At 65.8% G+C, this 22,447-nt stretch carries 23 protein-coding genes and 1 pseudogene; 10 read left to right on the top strand and 14 right to left on the bottom strand.

Translation table 11 applies throughout. The features are described 5' to 3' along the window. The first annotated feature begins 64 nt into the window (after positions 1 to 64). The 4 genes from ybaK (at position 65) to KDW96_RS18390 (ending at position 3,951) form a co-directional block, all read left to right on the top strand. Positions 65 to 535, top strand: coding sequence for a Cys-tRNA(Pro) deacylase (gene ybaK, locus KDW96_RS18375; protein WP_255837660.1), 471 nt, complete (start codon positions 65 to 67; stop codon positions 533 to 535). Positions 536 to 622: 87 nt separating this feature from the next. Next, entirely contained in the window at positions 623 to 2,110 is a 1,488-nt protein-coding gene (gene glpK / locus KDW96_RS18380; protein ID WP_255837661.1) for a glycerol kinase GlpK, read from the top strand. 50 nt (positions 2,111 to 2,160) lie between these two features. Next, on the top strand, positions 2,161 to 2,949 hold the full coding sequence (locus KDW96_RS18385) for a substrate-binding periplasmic protein (RefSeq protein ID WP_255837662.1): 789 nt from the start codon (positions 2,161 to 2,163) through the stop codon (positions 2,947 to 2,949). A gap of 213 nt (positions 2,950 to 3,162) precedes the next feature. Then, a complete protein-coding gene (locus KDW96_RS18390; protein WP_255837663.1) occupies positions 3,163 to 3,951 on the top strand; it encodes a PhzF family phenazine biosynthesis protein in 789 nt (262 codons plus the stop codon). Between the two features lie 37 nt (positions 3,952 to 3,988). Here KDW96_RS18390 and KDW96_RS18395 read toward each other — a convergent pair whose 3' ends face one another. Together KDW96_RS18395 and argF are read right to left on the bottom strand one after the other, a co-directional pair. Continuing rightward, a complete protein-coding gene (locus KDW96_RS18395; RefSeq protein ID WP_255837664.1) occupies positions 3,989 to 5,098 on the bottom strand; it encodes an ABC transporter ATP-binding protein in 1,110 nt (369 codons plus the stop codon). Continuing rightward, positions 5,095 to 6,015 carry an ornithine carbamoyltransferase gene (gene argF, locus KDW96_RS18400; protein WP_255837665.1) on the bottom strand — a complete coding sequence of 307 codons (921 nt, stop codon included), beginning with the start codon at positions 6,013 to 6,015 and terminating at the stop codon, positions 5,095 to 5,097. The genes KDW96_RS18395 and argF overlap by 4 nt, the downstream gene beginning before the upstream one ends. A gap of 424 nt (positions 6,016 to 6,439) precedes the next feature. Here argF and KDW96_RS18405 point away from each other — a divergent pair, with 424 nt between their 5' ends. After that, positions 6,440 to 8,548, top strand: coding sequence for a molybdopterin oxidoreductase family protein (locus KDW96_RS18405; RefSeq protein WP_255837666.1), 2,109 nt, complete (start codon positions 6,440 to 6,442; stop codon positions 8,546 to 8,548). Positions 8,549 to 8,683: 135 nt separating this feature from the next. After that, a complete protein-coding gene (gene grxD, locus KDW96_RS18410) occupies positions 8,684 to 9,010 on the top strand; it encodes a Grx4 family monothiol glutaredoxin (RefSeq protein ID WP_255837667.1) in 327 nt (108 codons plus the stop codon). Between the two features lie 113 nt (positions 9,011 to 9,123). Here the strand turns inward: grxD and bfr are convergent, their stop codons facing one another. Beyond that, the gene (gene bfr / locus KDW96_RS18415; RefSeq protein WP_255837668.1) at positions 9,124 to 9,594 is read right to left on the bottom strand and encodes a bacterioferritin; all 471 of its coding nucleotides are present in this window, start codon (positions 9,592 to 9,594) and stop codon (positions 9,124 to 9,126) included. 198 nt (positions 9,595 to 9,792) lie between these two features. After that, positions 9,793 to 10,011 (bottom strand): bacterioferritin-associated ferredoxin, encoded by a 219-nt coding sequence (locus KDW96_RS18420; protein WP_255837669.1) that lies wholly within the window; start codon positions 10,009 to 10,011, stop codon positions 9,793 to 9,795. A 114-nt stretch (positions 10,012 to 10,125) separates the two neighbouring features. On the opposite strand from KDW96_RS18420, the pseudogene KDW96_RS22305 reads away from it, so the two are divergent. Next, a pseudogene (locus KDW96_RS22305) lies at positions 10,126 to 10,287 on the top strand (hypothetical protein); the annotation flags it as partial. Between the two features lie 29 nt (positions 10,288 to 10,316). Here the strand turns inward: KDW96_RS22305 and rnt are convergent. Together rnt and pyrC are read right to left on the bottom strand one after the other, a co-directional pair. Next, positions 10,317 to 10,991, bottom strand: a complete 675-nt coding sequence (gene rnt, locus KDW96_RS18430; protein WP_255837670.1) for a ribonuclease T — start codon at positions 10,989 to 10,991, stop codon at positions 10,317 to 10,319. Further along, positions 10,988 to 12,034, bottom strand: coding sequence for a dihydroorotase (gene pyrC, locus KDW96_RS18435; RefSeq protein ID WP_255837671.1), 1,047 nt, complete (start codon positions 12,032 to 12,034; stop codon positions 10,988 to 10,990). Before pyrC ends, rnt begins: the two co-directional genes overlap by 4 nt. 168 nt (positions 12,035 to 12,202) lie before the next feature. On the opposite strand from pyrC, the gene KDW96_RS18440 reads away from it, so the two are divergent. The 3 genes from KDW96_RS18440 to gloA all read left to right on the top strand — a co-directional run bounded on the left by KDW96_RS18440 (position 12,203) and on the right by gloA (position 14,999). Continuing rightward, entirely contained in the window at positions 12,203 to 13,150 is a 948-nt protein-coding gene (locus KDW96_RS18440; protein WP_255837672.1) for a flagellar protein MotY, read from the top strand. Positions 13,151 to 13,280: 130 nt separating this feature from the next. Continuing rightward, entirely contained in the window at positions 13,281 to 14,498 is a 1,218-nt protein-coding gene (locus KDW96_RS18445; RefSeq protein ID WP_255837673.1) for an argininosuccinate synthase, read from the top strand. A 108-nt stretch (positions 14,499 to 14,606) separates the two neighbouring features. Next, positions 14,607 to 14,999 carry a lactoylglutathione lyase gene (gloA, locus tag KDW96_RS18450; RefSeq protein WP_255837674.1) on the top strand — a complete coding sequence of 131 codons (393 nt, stop codon included), beginning with the start codon at positions 14,607 to 14,609 and terminating at the stop codon, positions 14,997 to 14,999. A gap of 73 nt (positions 15,000 to 15,072) precedes the next feature. On the opposite strand, the gene KDW96_RS18455 is transcribed toward gloA, so the two are convergent. The 8 genes from KDW96_RS18455 to rsxA form a co-directional block, all read right to left on the bottom strand. Further along, the gene (locus KDW96_RS18455) at positions 15,073 to 15,252 is read right to left on the bottom strand and encodes a PA3496 family putative envelope integrity protein (RefSeq protein ID WP_213638776.1); all 180 of its coding nucleotides are present in this window, start codon (positions 15,250 to 15,252) and stop codon (positions 15,073 to 15,075) included. A 113-nt stretch (positions 15,253 to 15,365) separates the two neighbouring features. Continuing rightward, a complete protein-coding gene (gene nth / locus KDW96_RS18460) occupies positions 15,366 to 16,004 on the bottom strand; it encodes an endonuclease III (protein ID WP_255837675.1) in 639 nt (212 codons plus the stop codon). After that, complete coding sequence (locus KDW96_RS18465; RefSeq protein ID WP_255837676.1) at positions 16,001 to 16,708, bottom strand: electron transport complex subunit E; 708 nt, start codon at positions 16,706 to 16,708, stop codon at positions 16,001 to 16,003. Before KDW96_RS18465 ends, nth begins: the two co-directional genes overlap by 4 nt. Next, positions 16,701 to 17,342, bottom strand: coding sequence for an electron transport complex subunit RsxG (gene rsxG / locus KDW96_RS18470; RefSeq protein ID WP_255837677.1), 642 nt, complete (start codon positions 17,340 to 17,342; stop codon positions 16,701 to 16,703). Before rsxG ends, KDW96_RS18465 begins: the two co-directional genes overlap by 8 nt. 3 nt (positions 17,343 to 17,345) lie before the next feature. Continuing rightward, positions 17,346 to 18,377 carry an RnfABCDGE type electron transport complex subunit D gene (locus KDW96_RS18475; protein WP_255837678.1) on the bottom strand — a complete coding sequence of 344 codons (1,032 nt, stop codon included), beginning with the start codon at positions 18,375 to 18,377 and terminating at the stop codon, positions 17,346 to 17,348. Between the two features lie 121 nt (positions 18,378 to 18,498). Then, positions 18,499 to 21,195 carry an electron transport complex subunit RsxC gene (rsxC, locus tag KDW96_RS18480; RefSeq protein WP_255837680.1) on the bottom strand — a complete coding sequence of 899 codons (2,697 nt, stop codon included), beginning with the start codon at positions 21,193 to 21,195 and terminating at the stop codon, positions 18,499 to 18,501. Beyond that, positions 21,192 to 21,767: an electron transport complex subunit RsxB gene (rsxB, locus tag KDW96_RS18485; RefSeq protein WP_255837681.1), complete on the bottom strand. Its 576-nt coding sequence runs from the start codon at positions 21,765 to 21,767 to the stop codon at positions 21,192 to 21,194. Before rsxB ends, rsxC begins: the two co-directional genes overlap by 4 nt. Further along, positions 21,764 to 22,348 (bottom strand): electron transport complex subunit RsxA, encoded by a 585-nt coding sequence (gene rsxA, locus KDW96_RS18490; RefSeq protein ID WP_213638769.1) that lies wholly within the window; start codon positions 22,346 to 22,348, stop codon positions 21,764 to 21,766. The genes rsxB and rsxA overlap by 4 nt, the downstream gene beginning before the upstream one ends. Positions 22,349 to 22,447: the final 99 nt, after the last annotated feature.

The raw sequence follows: 22,447 nt of genomic DNA on the forward strand, positions 1-22,447 counted from the left end.
CTGCCGTTGGCCGTTTTTTCGGCTAAGGTACGCGAACCTCGTCGGAGCATTTTCACATTCGAACATGACGCCTGCCATCGACCTGTTGAAAAAAGCCAAGGCTGAGCACCGGGTGCACAGCTACGAACATGACCCCAAGGCCGCGTCCTATGGCCTGGAAGCGGCGGAAAAACTCGACCTGGAGCCGGTGCGGGTGTTCAAGACCTTGCTGGCCGCCAGCGAGAAGGGTGAGCTGCTGGTGGCGGTGGTGCCGGTCGCCGGCAGCCTCGACCTGAAGGCCCTGGCCCAGGCCGCCGGCGTCAAGAAGGCCGATATGGCCGAGCCCCAGGCGGCGCAGCGCGCCACCGGCTACCTGCTCGGGGGCATCAGTCCACTGGGCCAGAAGAAGCGCCTGCGCACCTTCATCGACGAATCGGCGCTGGGCTTTGCCAGCATCTTCGTCAGCGCCGGACGGCGCGGCCTGGAGGTCGAGCTGGCCGCCGCGGTGCTGGCCGAGCACACCCAGGCGCGTTTCGCCGCCATCGGGCGCGGCTAGGGTGCAGGTACCGTCGCCGGCAGTGTAGCCTGCTGGGCAGTGCATCTCGATGTACGAGCCAAAACCCATAACAACAAGGAGTTGCGCGTGTCTCAGTATCTGCTAGCCATCGATCAGGGAACCACCAGCAGCCGTGCCATCGTGTTCGATCGCGAAGGTCGGGCACACGCCCGTGCGCAGCAGGAGTTCCAGCAGTTCTTTCCGCAGGATGGCTGGGTCGAGCACGACGGTGAGCAGATCTGGCGCAGCACCCTGGAGGTCTGCCGGCAGGCCCTGCAAGAGGGCGGCTTGAGCGCCGACGAGATCGCCGCGATCGGCATCACCAACCAGCGCGAGACCACCCTGGTGTGGGACGCGGTGAGCGGCGAGCCGATCTACCGTGCCATCGTCTGGCAGGACAGGCGCACCGCCGACTATTGCGCCGAACTGAAGGTCGCCGGCCACGAGGCTATGGTCAGCGCCAAGACCGGACTGCTGATCGACCCGTATTTTTCCGGCACCAAGCTGCGCTGGATTCTCGACAACGTCGAGGGTGCGCGTGAGCGGGCCGAGCGCGGCGAGCTGCGTTTCGGCACCGTCGACAGCTTCCTGTTGTGGCGCCTGACCGGCGGCAAGTCGCACAAGACCGATGCCAGTAATGCCTCGCGTACCCTGATGTTCAATATCCACACCCAGCAGTGGGACCAGGAGCTGCTCGAGCTGCTGGATATTCCCGCCAGCATGCTGCCGGAGGTACTGGACTGCGCAGCGGAGTTCGGCACCTGCCAGGCCGACCTGCTCGGCGCGCCGATCCCGGTGCTGGGCATGGCCGGCGACCAGCAGGCGGCGCTTATTGGCCAGGCCTGCTTTCAGCCCGGCATGGTCAAGAGTACCTACGGTACCGGCTGTTTCATGATCCAGAACACCGGCAGCACCCCGGTCAGCTCGCAAAACCGCCTGCTGACCACGGTTGGTTACCGCCTCGGCGGCCAGGTGACCTATGCCGTGGAAGGCAGCATCTTCGTCGCCGGCGCGGCGGTGCAGTGGCTGCGTGACGGCATCAAGCTGATCAGTCACGCCAGCGACTGCGAAGCCCTGGCCGAGCAGACCGGCGAAGCCTGTGGCGTCTACCTGGTGCCGGCCTTCACCGGACTGGGCGCGCCCTATTGGGATCCCAAGGCGCGTGGCGCAATCTTCGGCCTGACCCGCGATACCGGGATCAAGGAAATCGTCACCGCCGGCCTGCAGTCGGTGTGCTACCAGACCCGCGACCTGCTCGAGGCCATGCGTCAGGATGGCGCCGCGGCGCCCAGCGCGCTGCGGGTGGACGGCGGCATGGTGGTCAACAACTGGTTGATGCAGTTCCTCGCCGATATCCTCGGCGTGCCGGTGGAGCGTCCCGAGGTCACCGAGACCACCGCCCTGGGCGTGGCTTATCTGGCCGGGCTGCAGGCGGGCATCTTCCGCGACCTCGAGGACATCGCCACGCACTGGCAGCGTCAGCAGCGCTTCCAGCCGCACATGCTCGACGAGACCCGTGCCAAGCTCTATCGCGGTTGGTTGAACGCGGTGCAGCGCGTGCGCAGCGAGGCCTGATCGCCGTTGGACCTGGAGACTGACACCATCGCCTTGCGAGTAGGCCTCTGATGCTCGCCAGCTTCCGCGAGCGTTTTTCGATGTTGGCCGCTGTGCTGGCGCTGGGGGTGCTTGTTGGCAGCCCGGATGCTCGGGCCGAGACGCTGGTCATTGCCGGTGATCCCTGGTGCCCGGTGAACTGCGAGGCGGATTCGCAGCGGCCGGGCATCTTCGTCGAGCTGGCGCGGGACATCTTTGGCGAGGCGGGCATCCAGGTGGAGTACCGCGTGGTCAACTGGGCGCGGGCCCTGCATGACGCGCGCAAGGGGCGGATCGATGCGGTCATCGGCGCCGCTCGCAATGACGCGCCGGACTTCCTCTTCACCGTTACGCCGGTCAGTCATTCACGCATGTGTTTCTTTACCCGGTCGAACAGCCGCTGGCGCTTCACTGCGGTGAGCGATCTGGGCGGCCAGCGCCTGGGCGCGGTCAAGGACTACAGTTACGGCAGCGTGCTGGATGCCTATTTGCTGAGCCATGCCGAGGACCCGACCCGGGTGCAGCTGGCCCACGGTGACCGGGCGTTCGCCTTGAATGTCGACAAGCTGCTCAACCAGCGTATTGACGTCGTTATGGCCAATGCCTGGGTGATGGAGAACTGGCTGCGTGAGCAGGGCCTTGGCGGCCAGTTGCGCAACGTCGGTTGCCGCACGCCGGATCTGCCCATCTATCTGGCGTTCTCACCAGCTCTGGCGAGCAGCCCGGCCCATGTCGAATTGTTCGAGGCGGGCCTGCGGCGCTACCGGGCCGACGGCCGCCTGCAGCGCCTGCTGCAGCGCTACGGGGTCAGCGAGCCCTGATCCGCGGTGCGAATGGGAGGCCGCGGTCAGTCGAACGGGCCGGCCGCCCGCGGCGCTGATCAATCGCTCATCCATCGCGCCGAGTCGCCGCGCCTGAGTGCTGCTCTATCGGCCGCGGAGGCGCAACTGTAGCGCCGGCTCCGCCGTCAGCTGTGCTGGTCAGCGCCGCGTGCCTCAGGGCATGCTGGTTCGATCATCCAGCAGGAGTCTGCCATGTACCTCGAGTTTCACCAGATCGACGCCTTCAGCGACCGTCCGTTCGCCGGCAACCCCGCCATGGTCTATCGCCTGGACAGCTGGCTGGCCGATAGCCTGATGCAGCAGATCGCCGCCGAGCACAACCAGGCGGAAACCGCGTTCCTGGTGAAGGAGGGTAGTGCCTGGCATATCCGCTGGTTCACCCCAACCACCGAGATTCCGCTGTGCGGCCACGCCACCCTGGCCAGCGCCAAGGTGCTGTTCGAACTGTATGACGAGCCCGGCGAGGCCATCGACTTCACCTGCCAATCCGGTGCCCTGCGGGTGACCCGCGAGGGTGAGCGACTGGTGCTGGACTTCCCGACCGCCGAGACCGTCGAGGTGCCGGTCAGTGCGGCGTTGGAGCAGGCGTTGGGGCTGGCAGTACAGACCGCCTGGCAAGGCAATGAGCTGATGGTGGTGGTCGAGTCGGAGCAGGCGGTGCGCGCCTGTCAGCCGGATCTGCTGGCCCTGGCCAAGCTGCCGGGTTTGGGGGTGATCGTCACCGCGCCCGGGGAGCGTCATGACTTCGTGTCCCGCTATTTCGCCCCGGGGATCGGCATCGACGAAGACCCGGTGACCGGCTCGACCCATTGCTGCCTGATTCCCTACTGGGCCAGCCGTTTGGGCAAGCAGGAGCTGAGCGCCTACCAGTGCTCGAAGCGCGGCGGCGAGCTGCATTGTCGTTTGCAGGGCGAGCGAGTGAAGATCGCCGGCGAGGCGGTGCTGGTTGCCAGTGGCCGGCTCTACCTGAGCGAGGCGTAAGGTTGCCGGGGCGCGCTGCTGCGCCCCGCTAGGTGACTCAGTTGGCGCTGCTGTAGCGGCGCACCCCGGACTCGGTGAGGTCCAGGTGGGCGGCGATGCTGCCGAGTGCGGGGAAGGCCACCAGGTGATCGGCGGCGACGCGAATCCCCACTTCCTCCCCGGGCAGGTGGTCGGCGTGGCTGGGAAAGATCGACTCCAGCTGGCTGCCGGTCGCCAGTTGCAGGCGATACAGGGTGGCGGCGCCGAGGAAGGTCTTGCCGACGATCAGCGCCTTCTGGTCGCTGTCCGGCGCGTAGACAATGTCGTCCGGGCGCAGCAGCACGTCCACCGCGCTGCCCACCGGCCAGGTGTAGGCGCGGTTGCCACGGATCAGACCAAGCTCGGTTTGCACCGCATCCGGGCTGATCAACTGGCCGCGAATAAAGTAGCCCTGGCCGATGAAGCTGGCGACGAAGGGCGTCAGCGGCTCGTGGTAGAGGTTGAAGGGGGTGTCCCACTGCTCCAGCTTGCCTTCCTTGAAGACGCCGACGTGGTCGCTGACGGCGAAGGCTTCTTCCTGGTCGTGGGTGACCAGGATGGCGCTGGTGCCGCGGGCCTTGAGGATGTCGCGGACCTCATGGCTCAGGCGTCGGCGCAGCTCGCCATCGAGGTTGGAGAAGGGCTCGTCGAGCAATAGCAGCAGCGGCTCCGGCGCCAGCGCGCGGGCGAGGGCCACGCGCTGCTGCTGACCACCGGACAGCTCGTGGGGGTAGCGCTTGCCCAGGTGGCTGAGCTTGACCAGCTCCAGCAGCTCACCGACGACCTGCTCGCAGTTGGCCTGCTTGCGGATGCCGAAGCCGATGTTCTCGGCGACGGTCAGGTGCGGAAACAGCGCGTAGTCCTGGAACACCATGCCGATGCGGCGTTTCTCCGGTGCCAGGGTGAAGCCGGCGCGGGAAATAACCTGGTCTTCCAGCTGGATCTCGCCTTCGACCACCGGCTCGAAGCCTGCGATAGCGCGCAGGGTGGTGGTCTTGCCGCAGCCGGAAGGGCCAAGCAGGCAACCGATGTCACCGGCGTTCAGGTGCAGATTGAGGTCCTGCACGACGCGGTGCTCATGGTAGCCACAGCTCAGGTCGCGCAGGTTCAGCAGCAGGGAGTGGCTCATGCCTGGCGAGAGGACGCTTCGACGAGGAACTCGAGCAGCGCCTTTTGCGCATGCAGGCGGTTCTCCGCCTGGTCCCACGGCACGGCGCGGGGGTCGTCGAGCAGGTCCTCGCTGATCTCCTCGCCGCGGTGCGCCGGCAGGCAATGCAGGAACAGCACGTCCTCGGCGGCGGCATCGAGCAGCGCACGGTCGACCTGGTAGGGCTTGAACAGCTTGTGGCGCTCGGCGATCTCGTCTTCCTGGCCCATGGACGCCCACACATCGGTGCTCACCAGGTGGGCGCCCGCCACGGCTTCGCGCGGGTCGCGCAGCACCTTGACGCGGTCGCCGGCGCGGGCGAGGAATTCCGGGTTGGGCTCATAGCCTTGCGGGCAGGCGACACGCAGCTGGAAGTCGAACTGCATCGCGGCTTCGATGTAGGAGTTGCACATGTTGTTGCCGTCGCCGATCCAGGCGGCGGTCTTGCCGGCGATGCTGCCGCGATGCTCCTGGTAGGTCTGCATGTCGGCCAGTAGCTGGCAGGGGTGCAGGTCGTCGGACAGGCCGTTGATCACCGGTACCCGCGAATTGGCCGCGAACTCCACCAGCTTGCTGTGGGCGAAGGTGCGGATCATCACCGCGTCGAGCATGCGCGACATGACCCGGGCGGCGTCGGCCACCGGCTCGCCGCGGCCGAGCTGGGTGTCGCGCGGCGAGAGGAAGATCGCCTGGCCGCCGAGCTGGATCATGCCGGCCTCGAAGGACAGCCGGGTACGGGTCGAGGCTTTCTCGAAGATCATGCCCAGTACGCGATTCTTCAGCGGCTCGAACAGTACGCCGCGGTTGCGCAAGTCCTTCAGCTCCATGCCGCGGCGGATCAGGCTCACCAGCTCTTGCGGTGTGCAGTCCATCAGCGAGAGAAAGTGTCTTGCGCTCATCGTTAACTACCTTTTTTACAACAGCGCAGGTTCGGTTTATCGAGGAAAAGGGCTGAACCTGCGGCTGGGAGCCGCACAGTGCGACGAAACGGGGAAGGCGCGATCTTATAAGGAAATGACGAGGCGGTGCAATTCGCTCGCGCGGCCAGGCAAGTTGGCGTCGCACCGGGTCATCACGGCAGTGCGGCGCCTGCAATGCCCATGACGAGCGCCTTGCCCGACTCAGGTCCAGTTGGCTGCGGCGGGGAGCGTGTGGCCGCCGCTGTCCGCTGCAGGCGGCCGGGTAGTGTGCGCGTCACGAATCGGCTGGCATTATGCCGGCCGATTCATGACGCGAACCCTGCTGGTGCCGCCTCCCGGCTGCGGCCATAGTCTGCCCTTGCGACCCGACCGGTCGTCTCGAACAAGAATATGAGGCCAGGCCATGAGCAAGACCCTCCACCACCGTGCGTGCCATCTGTGCGAGGCCATTTGTGGCCTGACCATCGAGACCCAGACCGAGCCTGACGGGGCCACGCGGATCCTGTCGATCAAGGGCGATGCCCAGGACAGCTTCAGTCGCGGCCATATCTGCCCCAAGGCGGTGGCGCTGCAGGATATCCAGAACGATCCCGAGCGCCTGCGCCAACCCATGCACCGGGTCGGGAGCGAGTGGCAGCCGATTGCCTGGGACGAGGCCTTCGCCCTGGTCGCCGAGCGCCTCGGCGACATCCAGGCGCGGTGCGGCAAGAACGCGGTGGCGGTGTATCAGGGCAATCCGAGCGTGCACAACTACGGGTTGATGACCCACAGCAACTACTTTCTCGGACTGTTGAAGACCCGCAACCGCTTTTCCGCCACCTCGGTCGACCAGTTGCCCCATCACCTGACCAGCCACCTGATGTACGGCCACGGCTTGCTGATACCGGTGCCCGACATCGATCACACCGACTTCATGCTGATCCTCGGCGGCAATCCGCTGGCTTCGAACGGCAGCATCATGACCGTGCCGGACGTGGAGAAGCGCCTCAGAGCCATCCAGGCCCGCGGCGGCAAGCTGGTGGTGGTCGATCCGCGGCGCAGCGAGACCGCGGCGATCGCCGACCAGCACCTGTTCGTGCGCCCCGGCCAGGACGCGGCGCTGCTGCTGGCCCTGCTCAATACCCTGTTCGAGGAGAACCTCGCCCGTGGCAGCCATCTGCCGGTCGAGGGGCTGGAGGCGGTGCGCCGTGCCATTGTCGGCTTCACCGCCGAGGCCATGGGACCGCGTTGCGGCATTTCGGCGGCGACCATTCGCCAGCTGGCGCGGGATTTCGCCGCCGCCGACAAGGCCGTGTGCTACGGGCGCATGGGCGTCTCGACCCAGGCCTTCGGCACCCTCTGCCAGTGGCTGGTGCAACTGATCAACCTGGTCACCGGCAACCTCGACCGCGAAGGGGGTGTGCTGTGCACCGAGCCGGCTGTTGACCTGGTCGCGACGACGTCGGGCGGGCACTTCAACCTCTGGCAAAGCCGGGTGTCGGGGCTGCCGGAATACGGCGGTGAACTGCCGGTCTCGGCCCTGGCCGAGGAAATGCTCACGGAAGGCGAGGGCCAGGTGCGTGCCCTGGTCACGGTGGCCGGTAACCCGGTGCTGTCGACACCCAACGGGCGCCAGCTGGAGCAGGCCCTGGAAGGCCTCGAGTTCATGCTCAGCATCGACTTCTACATCAACGAGACGACCCGTTACGCCGACCTGATCCTGCCGCCCACCGCGCCGCTGGAGCACGACCATTACGACAGCACCTTCAACCTGTTCGCCGTGCGCAATGTCACCCGCTTCAACCAGGCGGTGCTGGCCAAGCCGGCGGGCGCGCTGCACGACTGGGAGATCTTCGTCGGCCTGGCCGAAGCCTTTGCGGCGAAGAGCGGCGTGCCGTTGAAGCCGACCGTGGCGCCGGAGCGGATGATCGACATGGGCCTGCGGGCCGGGCCCTATGGCGACCAGTCTGCGCACAAGCTGTCGCTCGCCGCGCTGCGCGATCATCCCCATGGCCTGGACCTCGGCGCCCTCAAGCCGAATCTTGCCGCGCGCCTGAACACCTCGACGCAACAGGTGCAGGCCGCACCAGAGGTGCTGCTGGCGGACCTGCGGCGCTTCGCCGAACACCCGGTCGCAGACGGCGACGGCCTATTGCTGATCGGCCGTCGCCATGTACGCAGCAACAACTCCTGGATGCACAATTACCACCGCCTGGTGAAGGGCAAGCCACGTCACCAGCTGCTGATGCACCCGGACGACCTGGCTCGCCGAGGACTGGCGGATGGCCAGCGGGTGTGCGTGCGTTCGCGGGTCGGCGCTATCGAGGTGGAGGTGGCGGCCAGCGAGGAGATGATGGAAGGGGTGGTCAGTCTGCCCCATGGTTGGGGACACGCCCGCCCGGGGGTGCAGATGAGCATCGCCAGCGCTCAGCCGGGGGCCAGCGCCAACGACCTGACCGATGAGCGCGTGCTCGATGCGCTGTCCGGCAATGCGGCGCTGAATGGCGTGGTGGTCGCGGTCAGCGCCGCCTGATCGGGCGGTACGCATAGCTGCGAGCGGTCCGTCCAAACGGGGTCAGGCAAGGCCGAGCATTGCGCTCGGCTTTTCGCTACAATGCCGCCACCGTGTCGACCCGTGAGTCGCAAAGTTAAGCCCTGAGGTGCCCCCATGGATATCATCGAAACCATCAAAGAGCAGATCGCCAACAACACCGTTCTGCTGTACATGAAAGGCTCGCCGAACGCGCCGCAGTGCGGTTTTTCCTCCCGCGCCGCGCAGGTGGTCATGGCCTGTGGCGAGAAGTTCGCCTATGTCGACATCCTGCAGAATCCGGAGATTCGCGCCAACCTGCCGAAGTACGCCAACTGGCCGACCTTCCCGCAGCTGTGGGTCGGTGGTGAGCTGGTTGGCGGCAGCGACATCATGGCCGAGATGTTCGAGAAGGGCGAACTGCAGACCCTGATCAAGAACGCGGTGCAGAAAACCGACGCGTAATTCGGCTTTTCAGCAGAGAACCCCGCCGCGGCGGGGTTTTTTGTGCCCGGGTTTTGCCCGGCGCCAACAAAAAACGGGAGCCTGGGCTCCCGTTTCGTGTTCTGGGCTGGACCCTATTCGTCCATCTGCGATTGCAGGTAGTTTTCCATGCCGATCTTCTCGATCAGGCTGAGCTGGGTCTCCAGCCAGTCGATATGGTCTTCCTCCGAGCAGAGGATCTCTTCGAGCAGTTCGCGGGTGCAGTAATCACCGATGCTCTCGCAGTAGGCGATGGCCGCCTTCAGGTCGATGTGTGCCTTGTGCTCGATCTTCAGGTCACACTCGAGCATTTCCTTGGTGTGCTCGCCGATCATGATCTTGCCGTAGTCCTGCAGGTTCGGCAGGCCTTCGAGAAAGAGGATGCGCTTGATCAGCTTGTCCGCATGCTTCATCTCGTCGATGGACTCGTGATACTCGTGCTCGCCGAGCTTCTTCAGGCCCCAGTCCTCGTACATGCGCGCGTGCAGGAAGTACTGGTTGATCGCGACCAGCTCATTGCCGAGGATCTTGTTCAGGTGCTGGATGACCTTCTTGTCGCCTTTCATGTCCGGGTCTGCCTTGCGGGGAAGTTGATACCCAAGTCTGGGCCGCGCTATAACGGCTGTCAAACCTAAGTATTTGAAATTTATATATAAAAACAAACCTGAATACGAATGTTTTTGCTCTGCATCCGGCGCCTAAGTAATTGAATTACAGGCATAAAAAAACCGGACTCAGGGTCCGGTTCTTCTGCGGCGATTCGATCAGGCGGCAGCGAAGCTGGCCGGGTAGGCCAGCGCGGCCTGGCTGCTCTGCATTTCGCTCAGGGTTTCACGTACCACCTGCTTGGCCACGCAGGCGCATTTGCCGCACTGGCTGGCCACACCCAGGGTGGCGCGGACATCGCGGTAGCTGCAGCAGCCGTCGTAGATGGCTTCGCGGATCTGGCGGTCGGTGACACCTTCGCAGAGGCAGACATACATAGTTTGGGGTCCGTCACATGGCAGTGATTCGATACCTATGGATACTAATGTTAATGAGAATGCGTGTCAAACAGACTGGTTGGCTGTTTTTTCCTGAAGCTGACGAGCGGTCTGCTGGCCGGCGCCCTGCAGTTCGGCGAGGGGCATGGCGAAGTCTGGCCGGCCAATTGGAAGCAGGGCGCCAGCGGCATGACCGCCTCGCCAGAAGGGGCATTACCTGACCCAGCATGCCGGCCACCTGCGAGGCGTGCCGGCTCCACAAAGAAACCGGCCTAGGCCGGTTTCTTTTAGAGCTCCCTTGGGGATCAGTCGTCGAACTCCATCCAGCCGCCCATTTCCTTCCAGCGGTTGACGATGCCGCAGAACAGCTCGGCGGTCTTCTCGGTGTCGTAGCGCGCCGAGTGCGCCTCGCGGCCGTCGAACTCGATGCCGGCGGCCTGACAGGCCTTGGCCAGCACGGTCTGGCCATAGGCGAGGCCGGCCAGGGTGGCGGTGTCGAAGCTGGAGAAGGGGTGGAAGGGGTTGCGCTTGAGGCCGGTGCGGGTCACCGCGGCATTGAGAAAGCCCAGGTCGAAGCTGCTGTTGTGACCGACCAGGATCGCCCGCTTGCAGCCGTTGGCCTTCAGCGATTTGCGCAGACCGCGGAAGATCTCGTTGAGCGCATGTTCCTCGCTGACCGCCATGCGCAGGGGGTGATCCAGCTTGATCCCGGTGAATTCCAGGGCCGCCTGCTCGATGTTGGCGCCCTCGAAGGGCTCGACGCGAAAGAAGTGGGTGTGGTCGGGGTAGAGAAAGCCCTGCTCGTCCATGCCGATGGTGGTGGCGGCGATCTCCAGCAGGGCGTCGGTGGCACAGTTGAAGCCACCGGTCTCGACATCCACCACCACCGGCAGGTAACCGCGAAAGCGCGCCGCCATGGGGTGGCGTGAAGCGGATGGAGTGCTGCCGTCGAGCTCGTCTTCGTACAGGTCTTCGCTCACGCCTGATCCTCCAGCACACGCCAGCGCAGTTTCTCGCCGGCCCGCAGGGGGATGACGGTCTGCTCGCCGAACGGCAGGCTGGCCGGGACGTCCCACTCCTGGCGCACCAGGGTGATGGTCTCGCTGTTGCGCGGCAGCCCGTAGAAGTCCGGGCCATGCTGGCTGGCGAAGCCTTGCAGCTTGTCCAGCGCGTTGCGCTGCTCGAAGGCCTCGGCATACAGCTCGATGGCGGCAAAGGCGGTGTAGCAGCCGGCGCAGCCGCAGGCGGCTTCCTTGGCATGCTTGGCGTGGGGCGCCGAATCGGTGCCGAGGAAGAACTTGCTGTTGCCGCTGGTGGCGGCGTCGAGCAGGGCTTCCTGGTGCACGTTGCGCTTGAGGATCGGCAGGCAATAGAAGTGCGGGCGGATGCCGCCGACCAGCATGTGGTTGCGGTTGTAGAGCAGATGGTGGGCGGTGATGGTGGCGCCGACGTTGCTCGAGGCGGCCTCGACGAACTGCACCGCATCGCGGGTGGTGATGTGTTCGAACACCACCTTCAGGCTGGGAAAGCGTTCGACCACCCGGGTCAGGTGTTCGTCGATGAAGGCCTTCTCGCGGTCGAACACGTCGATCTCGCTGCGCGTCACCTCGCCGTGGACCAGCAGCGGCAGGCCGACCTCGGCCATGGCCTCGAGCGCCGGGAAAATCTTGTCGATGCTGGTCACGCCGGAGTCGGAGTTGGTGGTGGCGCCGGCCGGGTAGAGCTTGGCCGCGTGCACGAAGCCGGAAGCCTTGGCCGTGCGCACGTCGGAGGCCGAGGTCAGGTCGGTGAGGTAGAGCACCATCAGCGGTTCGAAGCCACTGCCGGCCGGGCGCGCAGCGAGGATGCGCTGGCGATAGCCCTCGGCTTCGAGGGTGTTGCGCACCGGTGGCACCAAGTTCGGCATGATGATGGCACGGGCGAAGGTGCGCGCTACGTCGGCCACTGTATGCGGCAACACGGCACCGTCGCGCAGGTGGATGTGCCAGTCGTCGGGGCGCAGCAGGGTGAGGCGGTCGGTCATGGGGGGGCTTCCGGGCGGGCAAAACGTGGCTGGAATGCTACCGGAAAAGCCCCCGCAGAGCACGCCGGGCAGATGGCAGGGCGCCGCGGCGCGGACTGTCGGCGCTTAAGTTTTGCCGCAGAGCACCGATACCCCGAGGGAATGCCGTTATTCCCCGTGGAGCCCGCCGTGCGCCAGTCCTACATAAGCCTGTTCAGTCTGTTCGGTACGCTCGTCGGCGTGCTCGCCAGCCTGCCGCTGGCGCCGCCTGTCGCAGCCATTAGCTTCCAGACCCGCCTGGAGAAGGTCGAATGGCAGGTCGAGGGCGACCAGTTCGAGTGCCGGCTGTCGCAGCCGATCACCGATTTCGGCGCCGGCGAGTTCGTGCGCCGCGCTGGCGAGCAGGCAATCTTCCGTCTGCATGCGCGCGAGCGCTGGCTCGGCGCCGGCTCGGCCACCTTGCTGGCCGCGGCGGCGCCCTGGCAGCCGGGGCGCGGCGATATCCATCTGGGGTCGGTCAGCGTCGCCGCAGGCGAGGTGCCCTTCAACAGCTCCCAGGAGCAGGCCGGGCGCCTGCTCACCGGCTTGCTAGAAGGCCGCAGCCCGCTGGTGCGTCACCGCACCGTGCAGGGCGGCGAGCGGCTGGAGGTGCGCCTGCTGCCGGCCAGGTTCCAGAAGGCCTACAGCGACTACCTGGGCTGTACCGCCAAGCTGCTGCCGGTGAATTTCGAGCAGGTACGCCAGACCCAGGTCGGCTTTCCGGGCGGCGGCGTCGACCTGGAGCCGTTGGCCCAGGCCAAGCTCGACATTATCCTGACCTTTCTCAAGGCCGACCCCAGCGTCAATCGCATCCAGATCGACGGTCACGCCGACAACAGCGGCAACCGCTTGAGCAATCGCGACCTGTCGCGCCGCCGTGCCCTGGCTGTGATGGAGTACTTCAAAGCCAACGGCGTGCCGGCGGAGCAGATCACCCTGCGTTTTCATGGCGAACGCTATCCCATGGTGCCGAACACCAGCGAGGCCAACCGGTCGAAGAATCGTCGGGTCAGTATTCGCCTGGATCGGGTGGCGGAGGCGCCCGCCGAAGCACCGGCGTCCGAGGCTCCGGCAGCGTCCCCGGCCGCCGCGTCCTGAGCGCTGAATCGGGTGTCGCCCGGTTGCAAGAAGCTGTCGCTTCATCGTCACAAGCTGTCGCGCCCCTGTAAATTGGCCGCCAGGGTCAGTAGAATCACGGGTTTTCGTACAACCCCGTGGAGTTGATGGCATGGCCGACGTAAACAAGGTAGTCCTGGCGTATTCCGGTGGCCTGGACACTTCGGTGATCCTCAAGTGGCTGCAAGATACCTATAACTGCGAAGTGGTGACCTTCACCGCGGACCTCGGCCAGGGGGAAGAAGTCGAGCCGGCGCGCGCCAAGGCCCAGGCCATGGGCGTCAAGGAAATCTACATCGACGACCTGCGTGAAGAGTTCGTGCGTGACTTCGTCTACCCGATGTTCCGCGCCAACACCGTCTATGAAGGCGAGTACCTGCTGGGCACCTCCATCGCCCGCCCGCTGATCGCCAAGCGCCTGATCGAAATCGCCAACGAAACCGGTGCCGATGCCATCTCCCATGGCGCCACCGGCAAGGGTAACGACCAGGTGCGTTTCGAGCTGGGCGCCTACGCGCTCAAGCCGGGCGTCAAGGTCATCGCCCCCTGGCGCGAGTGGGACCTGATGTCCCGCGAGAAGCTGATGGACTATGCGGCGAAGCACGAGATCCCGATCGAGCGTCATGGCAAGAAGAAGTCGCCGTACTCCATGGATGCCAACCTGCTGCACATCTCCTATGAAGGCGGCGTGCTGGAAGACACCTGGACCGAGCACGAAGAGGACATGTGGCGTTGGACCAAATCGCCGGAAGCGGCGCCGGATACCCCGACCTACATCGAGCTGACCTACCGCGCCGGCGACATCGTCGCCATCGATGGCAAGGACTTGAGCCCGGCCACCGTGCTGGCCGAACTGAACCGCATCGGCGGCGAGAACGGCATCGGCCGGCTGGACATCGTCGAGAACCGCTTCGTCGGCATGAAGTCGCGTGGCTGCTACGAGACCCCCGGCGGCACCATCATGCTCAGGGCTCACCGTGCCATCGAGTCGATCACTCTCGACCGCGAAGTGGCCCACCTGAAAGACGAGCTGATGCCCAAGTACGCCAGCCTGATCTATAACGGCTTCTGGTGGAGCCCGGAGCGCGTCATGCTGCAGCAGATGATCGACGCGTCCCAGGCCAGCGTGAACGGCGTAGTGCGCCTGAAGCTGTACAAGGGCAACGTTGTGGTGGTTGGACGCAAGTCCGACGATTCGCTGTTCGACGCCAACATCGCCACCTTCGAGGATGATGCCGGCGCCTACAATCAGCAGGATGCGGCGGGCTTCATCAAGCTCAATGCGCTGCGCATGCGTATCGCCGCCAACAAAGGGCGTACGCTGTTGTAAAGGCGGGTGCGCCAAGGCCCGTGTTGGCCTGACGTCAAACAACCCCGGCCTGTGCCGGGGTTGTGCTTTCTACGCCGCCACAAGCGGCACGGAATGAGGAGAATCTCGATGAGACTGCTGCACACCATGCTGCGTGTCGGCGACCTGGACAAGTCCATCGCCTTCTATACCGAAGTGCTGGGCATGACCCTGTTGCGGCGCAAGGACTACCCGGACGGCCAGTTCACCCTGGCCTTCATCGGCTATGGCGATGAAGCGCACAACAGCGTGATCGAGCTGACCCAGAACTGGGGCGTGGACAGCTACGAGCTGGGCACTGGCTATGGCCACATCGCCCTGGAGGTGGAGGATGTCTACAAGGCCTGCGAGGACATCCGCGCCCGCGGTGGCAAGATCGCCCGCGAGCCGGGGCCGATGAAGCACGGCAGCAGCATCCTGGCCTTCGTCGAGGACCCGGATGGCTACAGGATCGAGTTGCTGTCACCGTCGCGCAGCGATTGAGGCAACGGCGCGTCAGGAATGTAAAAAGCCCCGCATCGCGGGGCTTTTTCGTGTTCGGTGTCTGGCCTGGCCACTACAGGTCGAAATCGTATTCGGCCAGTTGTTTATGCAGGCGTCGCTCCTCGAGGAAATTGTCGATGATGCGCCGTTTGGTCAGGTTGGTCTTGGCGACCTCAACGGGGGCTTCGGCATCGTCCGAATCTTCTGCGACGAAATCGTCGTCGAGCTCGAGGTCTTCTTTGGCAGTGCTCATGGGCTTTCACTCCAGCTTGGCTACGGGGGGCCATTTGCGCACCTTATAGCGGCAAAACCGGGGCGGGTAAAAAAGATTTTTTCAATCAGCAGGTGTGATTTTTCACTGAAAGCTCAATCGTCGGACGTCTTGTGCTTGTATTCGCACAGATCCTCGATGCGGCAACTGCCGCAGCGCGGCTTGCGTGCCTGGCAGACGTAGCGCCCGTGCAGGATGAGCCAGTGGTGGGCGTCCAGCAGAAATTCCTTGGGCACGAACTTCAGCAGCTTCTTTTCCACCTCCAGCACGGTCTTGCCGGGGGCGATGCCGGTGCGGTTGCTGACGCGGAAAATATGCGTATCCACGGCCATGGCCAGCTGGCGGAAGGCGGTGTTGAGCACCACGTTGGCGGTCTTGCGGCCGACCCCCGGCAGGGCTTCCAGGGCCTCGCGGCTCTCCGGCACCTGGCCGCCGTGCTGCTCGACGAGAATCCGGCAGGTCTCGATGACGTTCTTCGCCTTGCTGTTGTACAGGCCGATGGTCTTGATGTACTGGGAGAGCCCCTCGACGCCCAGGGCATGGATGGCCTCCGGGGTGTTGGCCAGCGGAAACAGCTTGGCGGTGGCCTTGTTGACCCCGACGTCGGTGGCCTGGGCCGAGAGGATCACTGCGATCAGCAGCTCGAAAGGTGTGCTGTAGGCCAGTTCGGTCTCGGGCTCCGGGTTGTCTTCATGCAGCCTGCGGAAGATCTCGTAGCGCTTGGCCGCGTTCACTCGATCACTCCGGTGACCCGAACGCGCCGACTCTGTGCCGGGGCCTGGGGCTGGCGCGCCTTGGCCCGTTCGGCCAGCACCTGATCGATACGATTCTTGCCGGCAATCAGCAGGCCGAGGACGATAAAGGCGCCGGGCGGCAGGATGGCCAGCAGGAAGCCTGGATAATCGGGCATGACGGTCACCTGCCAGTCGGCGGCCAGCGGCCCGAACAGCAGGTGCATGTTGGCGAACAGGGCGCCGGTGCCGAACAGCTCGCGCAGGGCGCCGATCATCACCAGCACCACACCGAAGCCCAGGCCCATCATCAGGCCGTCGTAGGCGGCGCGAGCCGGGTCATTCTTCGCTGCGAAGCCGTCGGCGCGACCGAGGATCACGCAGTTGGTGGTGATCAGCGGGATGAAGATGCCGAGGATCTGGTACAGCTCATAGGTGTAGGCCTGCATCAGCAGCTCGATGCAGGTGGTCAGGGCGGCGATGATCATCACGAAGGCGGGCAGGCGCACGGCGGTATTGACCACCCCGCGCACCAGCGATACGGCGGTGTTGGAGCAAACCAGCACCATGGCGCTGGCCAGGGCCAGGCCGAGGGCGTTGACCGTTGAGTTGCTGACCCCGAGCAGTGGGCAGAGGCCGAGCAATTGCACCAGGGCCGGGTTGTTCTTCCACAGGCCGTTGAGGGTGATCTCGCGATAGCTAACCATGGGGCTTCACCTGGGCTGCGAACAGCTCCTGCTTGTGCGCGTCGAAGTACTGTAGGGCCAGGTGCACGGCCTTGACCACGGCGCGCGGGGTGACGGTGGCGCCGGCGAACTGGTCGAACTGGCCACGGTCCTTGCGCACCGCCCAGCCCTCCTCATCGGGATCGCCCAGGGACTTGCCATTGAAACCGAGAATCCACGGGCTCTTGCTCAGCTCGACCTTGTCGCCGAGGCCCGGGGTCTCCTTGTGGCTGAGGACCCTTACACCGGCCAGGCGGCCGTCGGCGCGGACGCCGACCAGCAACTGGATCACCCCGCTGTAGCCGTCCGGCGCCGTGGCGCGGAGGATCACCGCGCTGGGCTGGCCGTCCTTGAGGGCGATATAGGCTGGCCGAGGCCCCTTGCTGCCGAGCAGTTCCGGGTCGTGCACCTTGACCGTGTCATCCAGCAGGTCATTGTCGTAGCTGCCCGCCGGGAGTATCTCGGCGAGGGCGCGTACCTGGGCCTCGCGCTCGGACGCGGCGATGCGACTGGCGGTGCTTTGTTGAACCACTGCCACCAGGCCAACCGTGGCCACGGCGAACAGGCCGAGCACCAGGCTGTTCTTCAGCATCGAGCGACTGATCTCCGGTAGCACGGCTTATTCTCCCATCTTGAAGCCGCGGGTCGGCTTGCGGTGGCCGTAGGTGCGCGGCCGTGTGTAGTAGTCGATGGTCGGCGCCGCCAGGTTCATCAGCAGCACGGCGAAGGCCACCCCGTCCGGGTAGCCGCCCCAGGCGCGGATGACGTAGACCAGGATGCCGACGCCGGCCCCGAAGATCAGCCGGCCGAGGTTGCTGGTGGCGCCGGACACCGGATCGGTGACGATGAAGAAGGCGCCGAGCATGGTCGCTCCGCTGAGCAGGTGGAACAGCGGCGAGCCATGGGAGTCGGAGCCGCTGCCATTCCAGAACAGCAGGCTCATCAGCGCCAGGGCCGCGAGCATGCCCACTGGCGCGTGCCAGGTGAACAGGCGCTTGTGCAGCAGGTACAGGCCGCCGGCGAGGAAGGCCAGGTTGACCGCCTCGACCGCCGCGCCGCCGAAGCGGCCGAATGCCGGGTGCTGGGCCCACAGCTCGTCGACGGTCAGGCTCTGGTTGATCTTCAGCACATCCAGGGCGGTGGCCTGGGTCCAGCCGTCGGGCAGGGCGGCGATGCCGAACACGTGCAGCAGGCCGTCGACCGGGCCGACCCGCTGCGGCGCTGGCCAGCTGGTCATCTCGCTCGGGAAGGAAATCAGCACCACCACGTAGCCGAGCATGGCCGGGTTGAACGGGTTCTGGCCGAGCCCGCCGTAGAGCTGTTTGCCGAAGACGATGGCGAAGCCCGTGGCGATCAGGGTCAGCCACCAGGGCGAATAGGGGGGCAGGGCCAGGGCCAGCAGCACCGCGGTGACCAGGGCGCTGTAGTCCTTGAGAAAGAAGCCCAGCGGGCGCCCCCTCAGGGCCAGGATCGCCGCCTCGAAGCCCAGGGCGCAGGCGCTGGCCCAGAGCAGGTTGATCAGCGTGCCGGCGCCGAACAGCCAGGTCAGTGCCAGTACGCCTGGCACGCAGGCCAGCAGCACCTGCAGCATCACCTGCTGGGTGCGGTTGGCGCCCTTGGCGTGGGGCGAAGTGATGCGGGGCAGGGCCATTGGCGCTCCGGTGTCAGGTACGGTTTAGGGTGGCCCGATCGCTGGCGATCGGACCATCGGCCGGGCACGGAGACCGGCGGTTAGGGCAGTCAGGCTGCCGTCGGTTTCTTGCGCCATTGGCTCATCCACCCGGCGACTCGGTGTGTTGTTGCAGCTTGGCCTCGGCTTCGGCCAGGCGCTGACGGGCCGCCTCCAACGCCTCGGCGCTGGCGCCGTCCTCGCGTTCCAGCTTGCGCAGGTCGGCGCGGGCGAAGGCCACTTCGGTCTTCAGTGCGCGGGTGGCCTCGTCGACCGGCCGTTTTTCACTGCGTACCAGTTCGGGAGCCGGCTTGCCGGAGGCCGCTTCGGCGTCGTGCAGGGCCTGTTCGGCTGCGGCGACGGCCGCGCGTAGGAGCTCCAGTGCGCCGTCGATCGCCGCGGCTTTCTCGGCCTTCTTCAACTCGGCGCGCTTCATCGCCAACTCGACCTTGGCCTTCTTCAGCGGATCGACCTCCGGCGCCTTAGACGGCTTGGCCGGGGCTGGCGCGGCGGGAACCTGATCCTGCAGACCGGCCAGTAGCTTCTCGGCTTCCTCGAGTTGCTGGCGCAGGCGCGCCAGTTCGGCCTGCTGGTCGTCGTCCGGGGCTTCGAGTTTCTCCAGCTTGCGCAGCTGGGCGCGGAGCATGGCGGCGTCGATCTTGGCTTTCTTCAGGGCGCCGTCGTCCACGGCCTTGGCCGGTGTGGCGGGGGCCTGTTCCTGCAGGCTGCTGAGCAGCTTCTCGGCTTCCTCGAGTTGCTGGCGCAGGCGCGCCAGTTCGGCCTGCTGGTCGTCGTCCGGCGCCTCGAGTTTCTCCAGCTTGCGCAGCTGGGCGCGGAGCATGGCGGCGTCGATCTTGGCCTTTTTCAGGGCGCCGTCGTCCACGGCCTTGGCCGGTGCGGCCGGGGCCTGGTTCTGCATGCTTTCCAGCAGCTTCTCGGCTTCCTCGAGCTGCTGGCGCAGACGCGCCAGTTCGGCCTGCTGGTCGTCGTCCGGCGCCTCGAGTTTCTCCAGCTTGCGCAGCTGGGCGCGGAGCATGGCGGAGTCGATCTTGGCCTTCTTCAGCGCCGCGTCGTCCACGGTCGGGGCGACCGGGGCGGCGCTTGCCATTTCGGCTTCCAGGGCCTTCTGCGCGGCCTCGGCGGCGGCGCGCAGGTCCTTGACCTGGGCCTGCAGTTCCGGAGTGTCGTGGGCGGCCAGTTGCTTCTCGGCCTTCTTCAGGGCGACCTGGGCCATGCTGGCCTCGATCTTCAGCTTCTTCTGCGCATCGCTCAGGCTGCTGACCTTGGCGGCCGGCGCGCCGGCCACGGCGTCTTCCTCGAGCAGGCCGGCGGATGTCTCGGCCTGGATCGCCTTGGCCCGGGCGGCGCGCTCGGCGCGGGCCTGGCGTTCGGCTTCCTTCTGCTCTTCGGCGCGGCGCAGGCGTTCCTGGCGCAGCTCGAAGCGCTGCTTGGAGTGTTCGGCCTTGATCTGCTTCTGTTCCAGCTCGCGGATCTCGCCCTTGGCGGCGCGGTAGTACTGCACCAGCGGGATGTTCGAAGGGCAGACATAGGCGCAGGCGCCACATTCGATGCAGTCGAACAGGTTGTGTTCCTTGAGCTGCTCGTGTTCCTGGCCGAGGGCGAAGAAGTGCAGCTGTTGCGGCAGCAGGGTGGCCGGGCAGGCTTCGGCGCACTCGCCGCAGCGGATGCAGGGCAGCGCCGGCGGTGGCGGCGGCAGCTCGGCGTGGCTGGCCGCCAGCAGGCAGTTGGTGGTCTTGATCAGCGGCACGTCGAGGTTGGGCAGGGTGAAGCCCATCATCGGCCCGCCCATGACCAGGCGGTGCAGCTTGTCCGCTTGCAGGCCGGCGAACGCCAGCAACTCGCCGACCGGGGTGCCGAGCAGCGCTTCGACGTTCATCGGCCGGGCCAGGGCCTCGCCGGTGAGGGTGGTGATGCGGCTGATCAGCGGCTTGCCGAGCACCACGGCGTCATGCACGGCCACGGCGCTGCCGACGTTCTGGCAGAGCATGCCGATATCCGCGGGCAGACCGCCGCTGGGCACTTCCACGCCGGTGAGAATCTGGATCAGCTGCTTCTCGCCGCCGGACGGGTACTTGGTCGGGAACACCCGCACGCTGAAGGGGCGTTCGCCCACGGCGGCCTGCACCGCGGCGATCGCCTCGGGCTTGTTGTCCTCGATGCCGATCAGCACCTGCTCGGGCTGGATCAGGTGGGCGAGTATCTCGATGCCGCTGACCAGCTCGGCAGCCTTCTCGCGCATCAGCAGGTCATCGGCGGTGATGTAGGGCTCGCACTCGGTGCCGTTGATGATCAGGGTGTGGATCTTCTGCGTCGGCCGCGCGGCGAGCTTCACCGCCGTGGGGAAACCGGCGCCGCCCAGGCCGCTGATACCGGCCTGGCGGATCTTCTCCAGCAGGGCGTCCGGCGCCAGCTGACGATAGTCCGGACAGGGCTCGAGGTCGCACCACTGCTCCTGGCCGTCGCTGTCGATGACGATGGCCGGGGTCAGCATGCCGGACACATGGGGGTAGGGCTGCGGGCCGATGAAACTGACGATGCCGGAAGTCGGCGCATGCAGCGGGGCGCTGACGAAGCCGCTGGCTTCGGCGATCTTCTGGCCCTTGAATACGGCCTCGCCGACTATCACCAGGGGCTCGGCCGCCGCGCCGATGTGTTGGTTGAGCGGCAGCACCAGTCGCTTGGGCAGCGGAGCGTTCTGCACGGCGCAGTGGTTGGACAGCTCCTTGCGCTCGGGCGGGTGGATGCCGCCGTGGATGTCCCAGGTCTGCATCGAAGTCATGCCGCGTGCCCCCGGTCAGTGGCGATCAGCTGGCCGGGCGGCAGGGGCAGTTGCCACTTCCAGCTCTGCAGCGTGCCGCCGACTTCGATCATGTCGATGCAGTCGACCGGGCAGGGCTCGACGCACAGGTCGCAGCCGGTGCATTCGGAGACGATCACCGTGTGCATCTGCTTGGCCGCGCCGACGATCGCGTCCACCGGGCAGGCCTGGATGCACTTGGTGCAGCCGATGCACTCGGCCTCGCGGATGTAGGCGACCATCTGCGGCTTCTCGCCCTCCACCGCGTCCAGCGGCTCGGCCTCGACATCCAGCAGATCGGCCAGCGCCTGGATGGTCGCCTCGCCGCCGGGCGGGCACTTGTTGATCTTGTCGCCGCCGGCGATCGCCTCGGCGTAGGGCTTGCAGCCCGGGTACCCGCACTGGCCGCACTGGGTCTGCGGCAGCAGGGCGTTGATCTGCTCGGCGATCGGGTTGCCCTCGACGCGAAAGCGCACCGCCGCATAGCCGAGGATGGCGCCGCACACCAGGCACAGGCCGAGCAGGGCGAGCACCGCACTGATCACCAGACTCATAGCTTGATCAACCCGGTGAAGCCCATGAACGCCAGGGACATCAGGCCGGCGGTAACCATGCCGATGGCCGCGCCCTGAAAGGCCTTGGGCACGTCGGCGATGGCGATGCGTTCGCGCATGGCGGCGAACAGCACCAGTACCAGGGAGAAGCCCAGGCCGGCGGCGAAGCCGTTGGCGGTGGCGCTGATGAAGGTGAACTCGGCCTTGTTGGCGTTGAGCAGGGCCACACCGAGGACGATGCAGTTGGTGGTGATCAGCGGCAGGAAGATGCCCAGCACGCGGTACAGCAGCGGGCTGGTCTTGTTCACCACCATCTCGGTGAACTGCACGGTCACGGCGATCACCAGGATGAAACTGATGGTGCGCAGAAACTCCAGGTCCAGGGGCTTGAGCACGTACTGCTGGACCAGGTAGCTGCACATCGCCGCCAGGGTCAGGACGAAGGTGGTGGCCAGGGACAGGCCGATGGCCGTCTCGATCTTCTTCGACACGCCCATGAACGGACACAGGCCGAGGAACTGCACCAACACGAAGTTGTTGACCAGGATGGCGCTTACCATGATCAGGGCGAGTTCGGTCATTGCGGGTACCGTTGTGGACAGGCAAAGGCCGTGGGTAAAGGGCGCCTATTATCGGGAAGGCGCCCGGTGCAGACAAGCCGGCATTGGCCGGCGTGTTGC

It is taken from the genome of Pseudomonas benzenivorans, from assembly GCF_024397895.1.
Classification (GTDB): Bacteria; Pseudomonadota; Gammaproteobacteria; order Pseudomonadales; family Pseudomonadaceae; genus Aquipseudomonas; species Aquipseudomonas benzenivorans_A.

What these genes read in the sequence shown, in the direction of transcription:
- pyrC (WP_255837671.1), bottom strand. Translation starts at nt 12,034, where the DNA reads ATGACCGACCGCCTCACCCTGCTGCGCCCCGACGACTGGCACATCCAC.
- KDW96_RS18385 (WP_255837662.1), top strand. Translation starts at nt 2,161, where the DNA reads ATGCTCGCCAGCTTCCGCGAGCGTTTTTCGATGTTGGCCGCTGTGCTG.
- rsxA (WP_213638769.1), bottom strand. Translation starts at nt 22,348, where the DNA reads ATGACCGAACTCGCCCTGATCATGGTAAGCGCCATCCTGGTCAACAAC.
- KDW96_RS18465 (WP_255837676.1), bottom strand. Translation starts at nt 16,708, where the DNA reads ATGGTTAGCTATCGCGAGATCACCCTCAACGGCCTGTGGAAGAACAAC.
- KDW96_RS18475 (WP_255837678.1), bottom strand. Translation starts at nt 18,377, where the DNA reads ATGGCCCTGCCCCGCATCACTTCGCCCCACGCCAAGGGCGCCAACCGC.
- KDW96_RS18390 (WP_255837663.1), top strand. Translation starts at nt 3,163, where the DNA reads ATGTACCTCGAGTTTCACCAGATCGACGCCTTCAGCGACCGTCCGTTC.
- rsxC (WP_255837680.1), bottom strand. Translation starts at nt 21,195, where the DNA reads ATGACTTCGATGCAGACCTGGGACATCCACGGCGGCATCCACCCGCCC.
- KDW96_RS18420 (WP_255837669.1), bottom strand. Translation starts at nt 10,011, where the DNA reads ATGTATGTCTGCCTCTGCGAAGGTGTCACCGACCGCCAGATCCGCGAA.
- KDW96_RS18445 (WP_255837673.1), top strand. Translation starts at nt 13,281, where the DNA reads ATGGCCGACGTAAACAAGGTAGTCCTGGCGTATTCCGGTGGCCTGGAC.
- bfr (WP_255837668.1), bottom strand. Translation starts at nt 9,594, where the DNA reads ATGAAAGGCGACAAGAAGGTCATCCAGCACCTGAACAAGATCCTCGGC.
- rsxB (WP_255837681.1), bottom strand. Translation starts at nt 21,767, where the DNA reads ATGAGTCTGGTGATCAGTGCGGTGCTCGCCCTGCTCGGCCTGTGCCTG.
- KDW96_RS18405 (WP_255837666.1), top strand. Translation starts at nt 6,440, where the DNA reads ATGAGCAAGACCCTCCACCACCGTGCGTGCCATCTGTGCGAGGCCATT.
- ybaK (WP_255837660.1), top strand. Translation starts at nt 65, where the DNA reads ATGACGCCTGCCATCGACCTGTTGAAAAAAGCCAAGGCTGAGCACCGG.
- KDW96_RS18395 (WP_255837664.1), bottom strand. Translation starts at nt 5,098, where the DNA reads ATGAGCCACTCCCTGCTGCTGAACCTGCGCGACCTGAGCTGTGGCTAC.
- KDW96_RS18455 (WP_213638776.1), bottom strand. Translation starts at nt 15,252, where the DNA reads ATGAGCACTGCCAAAGAAGACCTCGAGCTCGACGACGATTTCGTCGCA.
- gloA (WP_255837674.1), top strand. Translation starts at nt 14,607, where the DNA reads ATGAGACTGCTGCACACCATGCTGCGTGTCGGCGACCTGGACAAGTCC.
- argF (WP_255837665.1), bottom strand. Translation starts at nt 6,015, where the DNA reads ATGAGCGCAAGACACTTTCTCTCGCTGATGGACTGCACACCGCAAGAG.
- grxD (WP_255837667.1), top strand. Translation starts at nt 8,684, where the DNA reads ATGGATATCATCGAAACCATCAAAGAGCAGATCGCCAACAACACCGTT.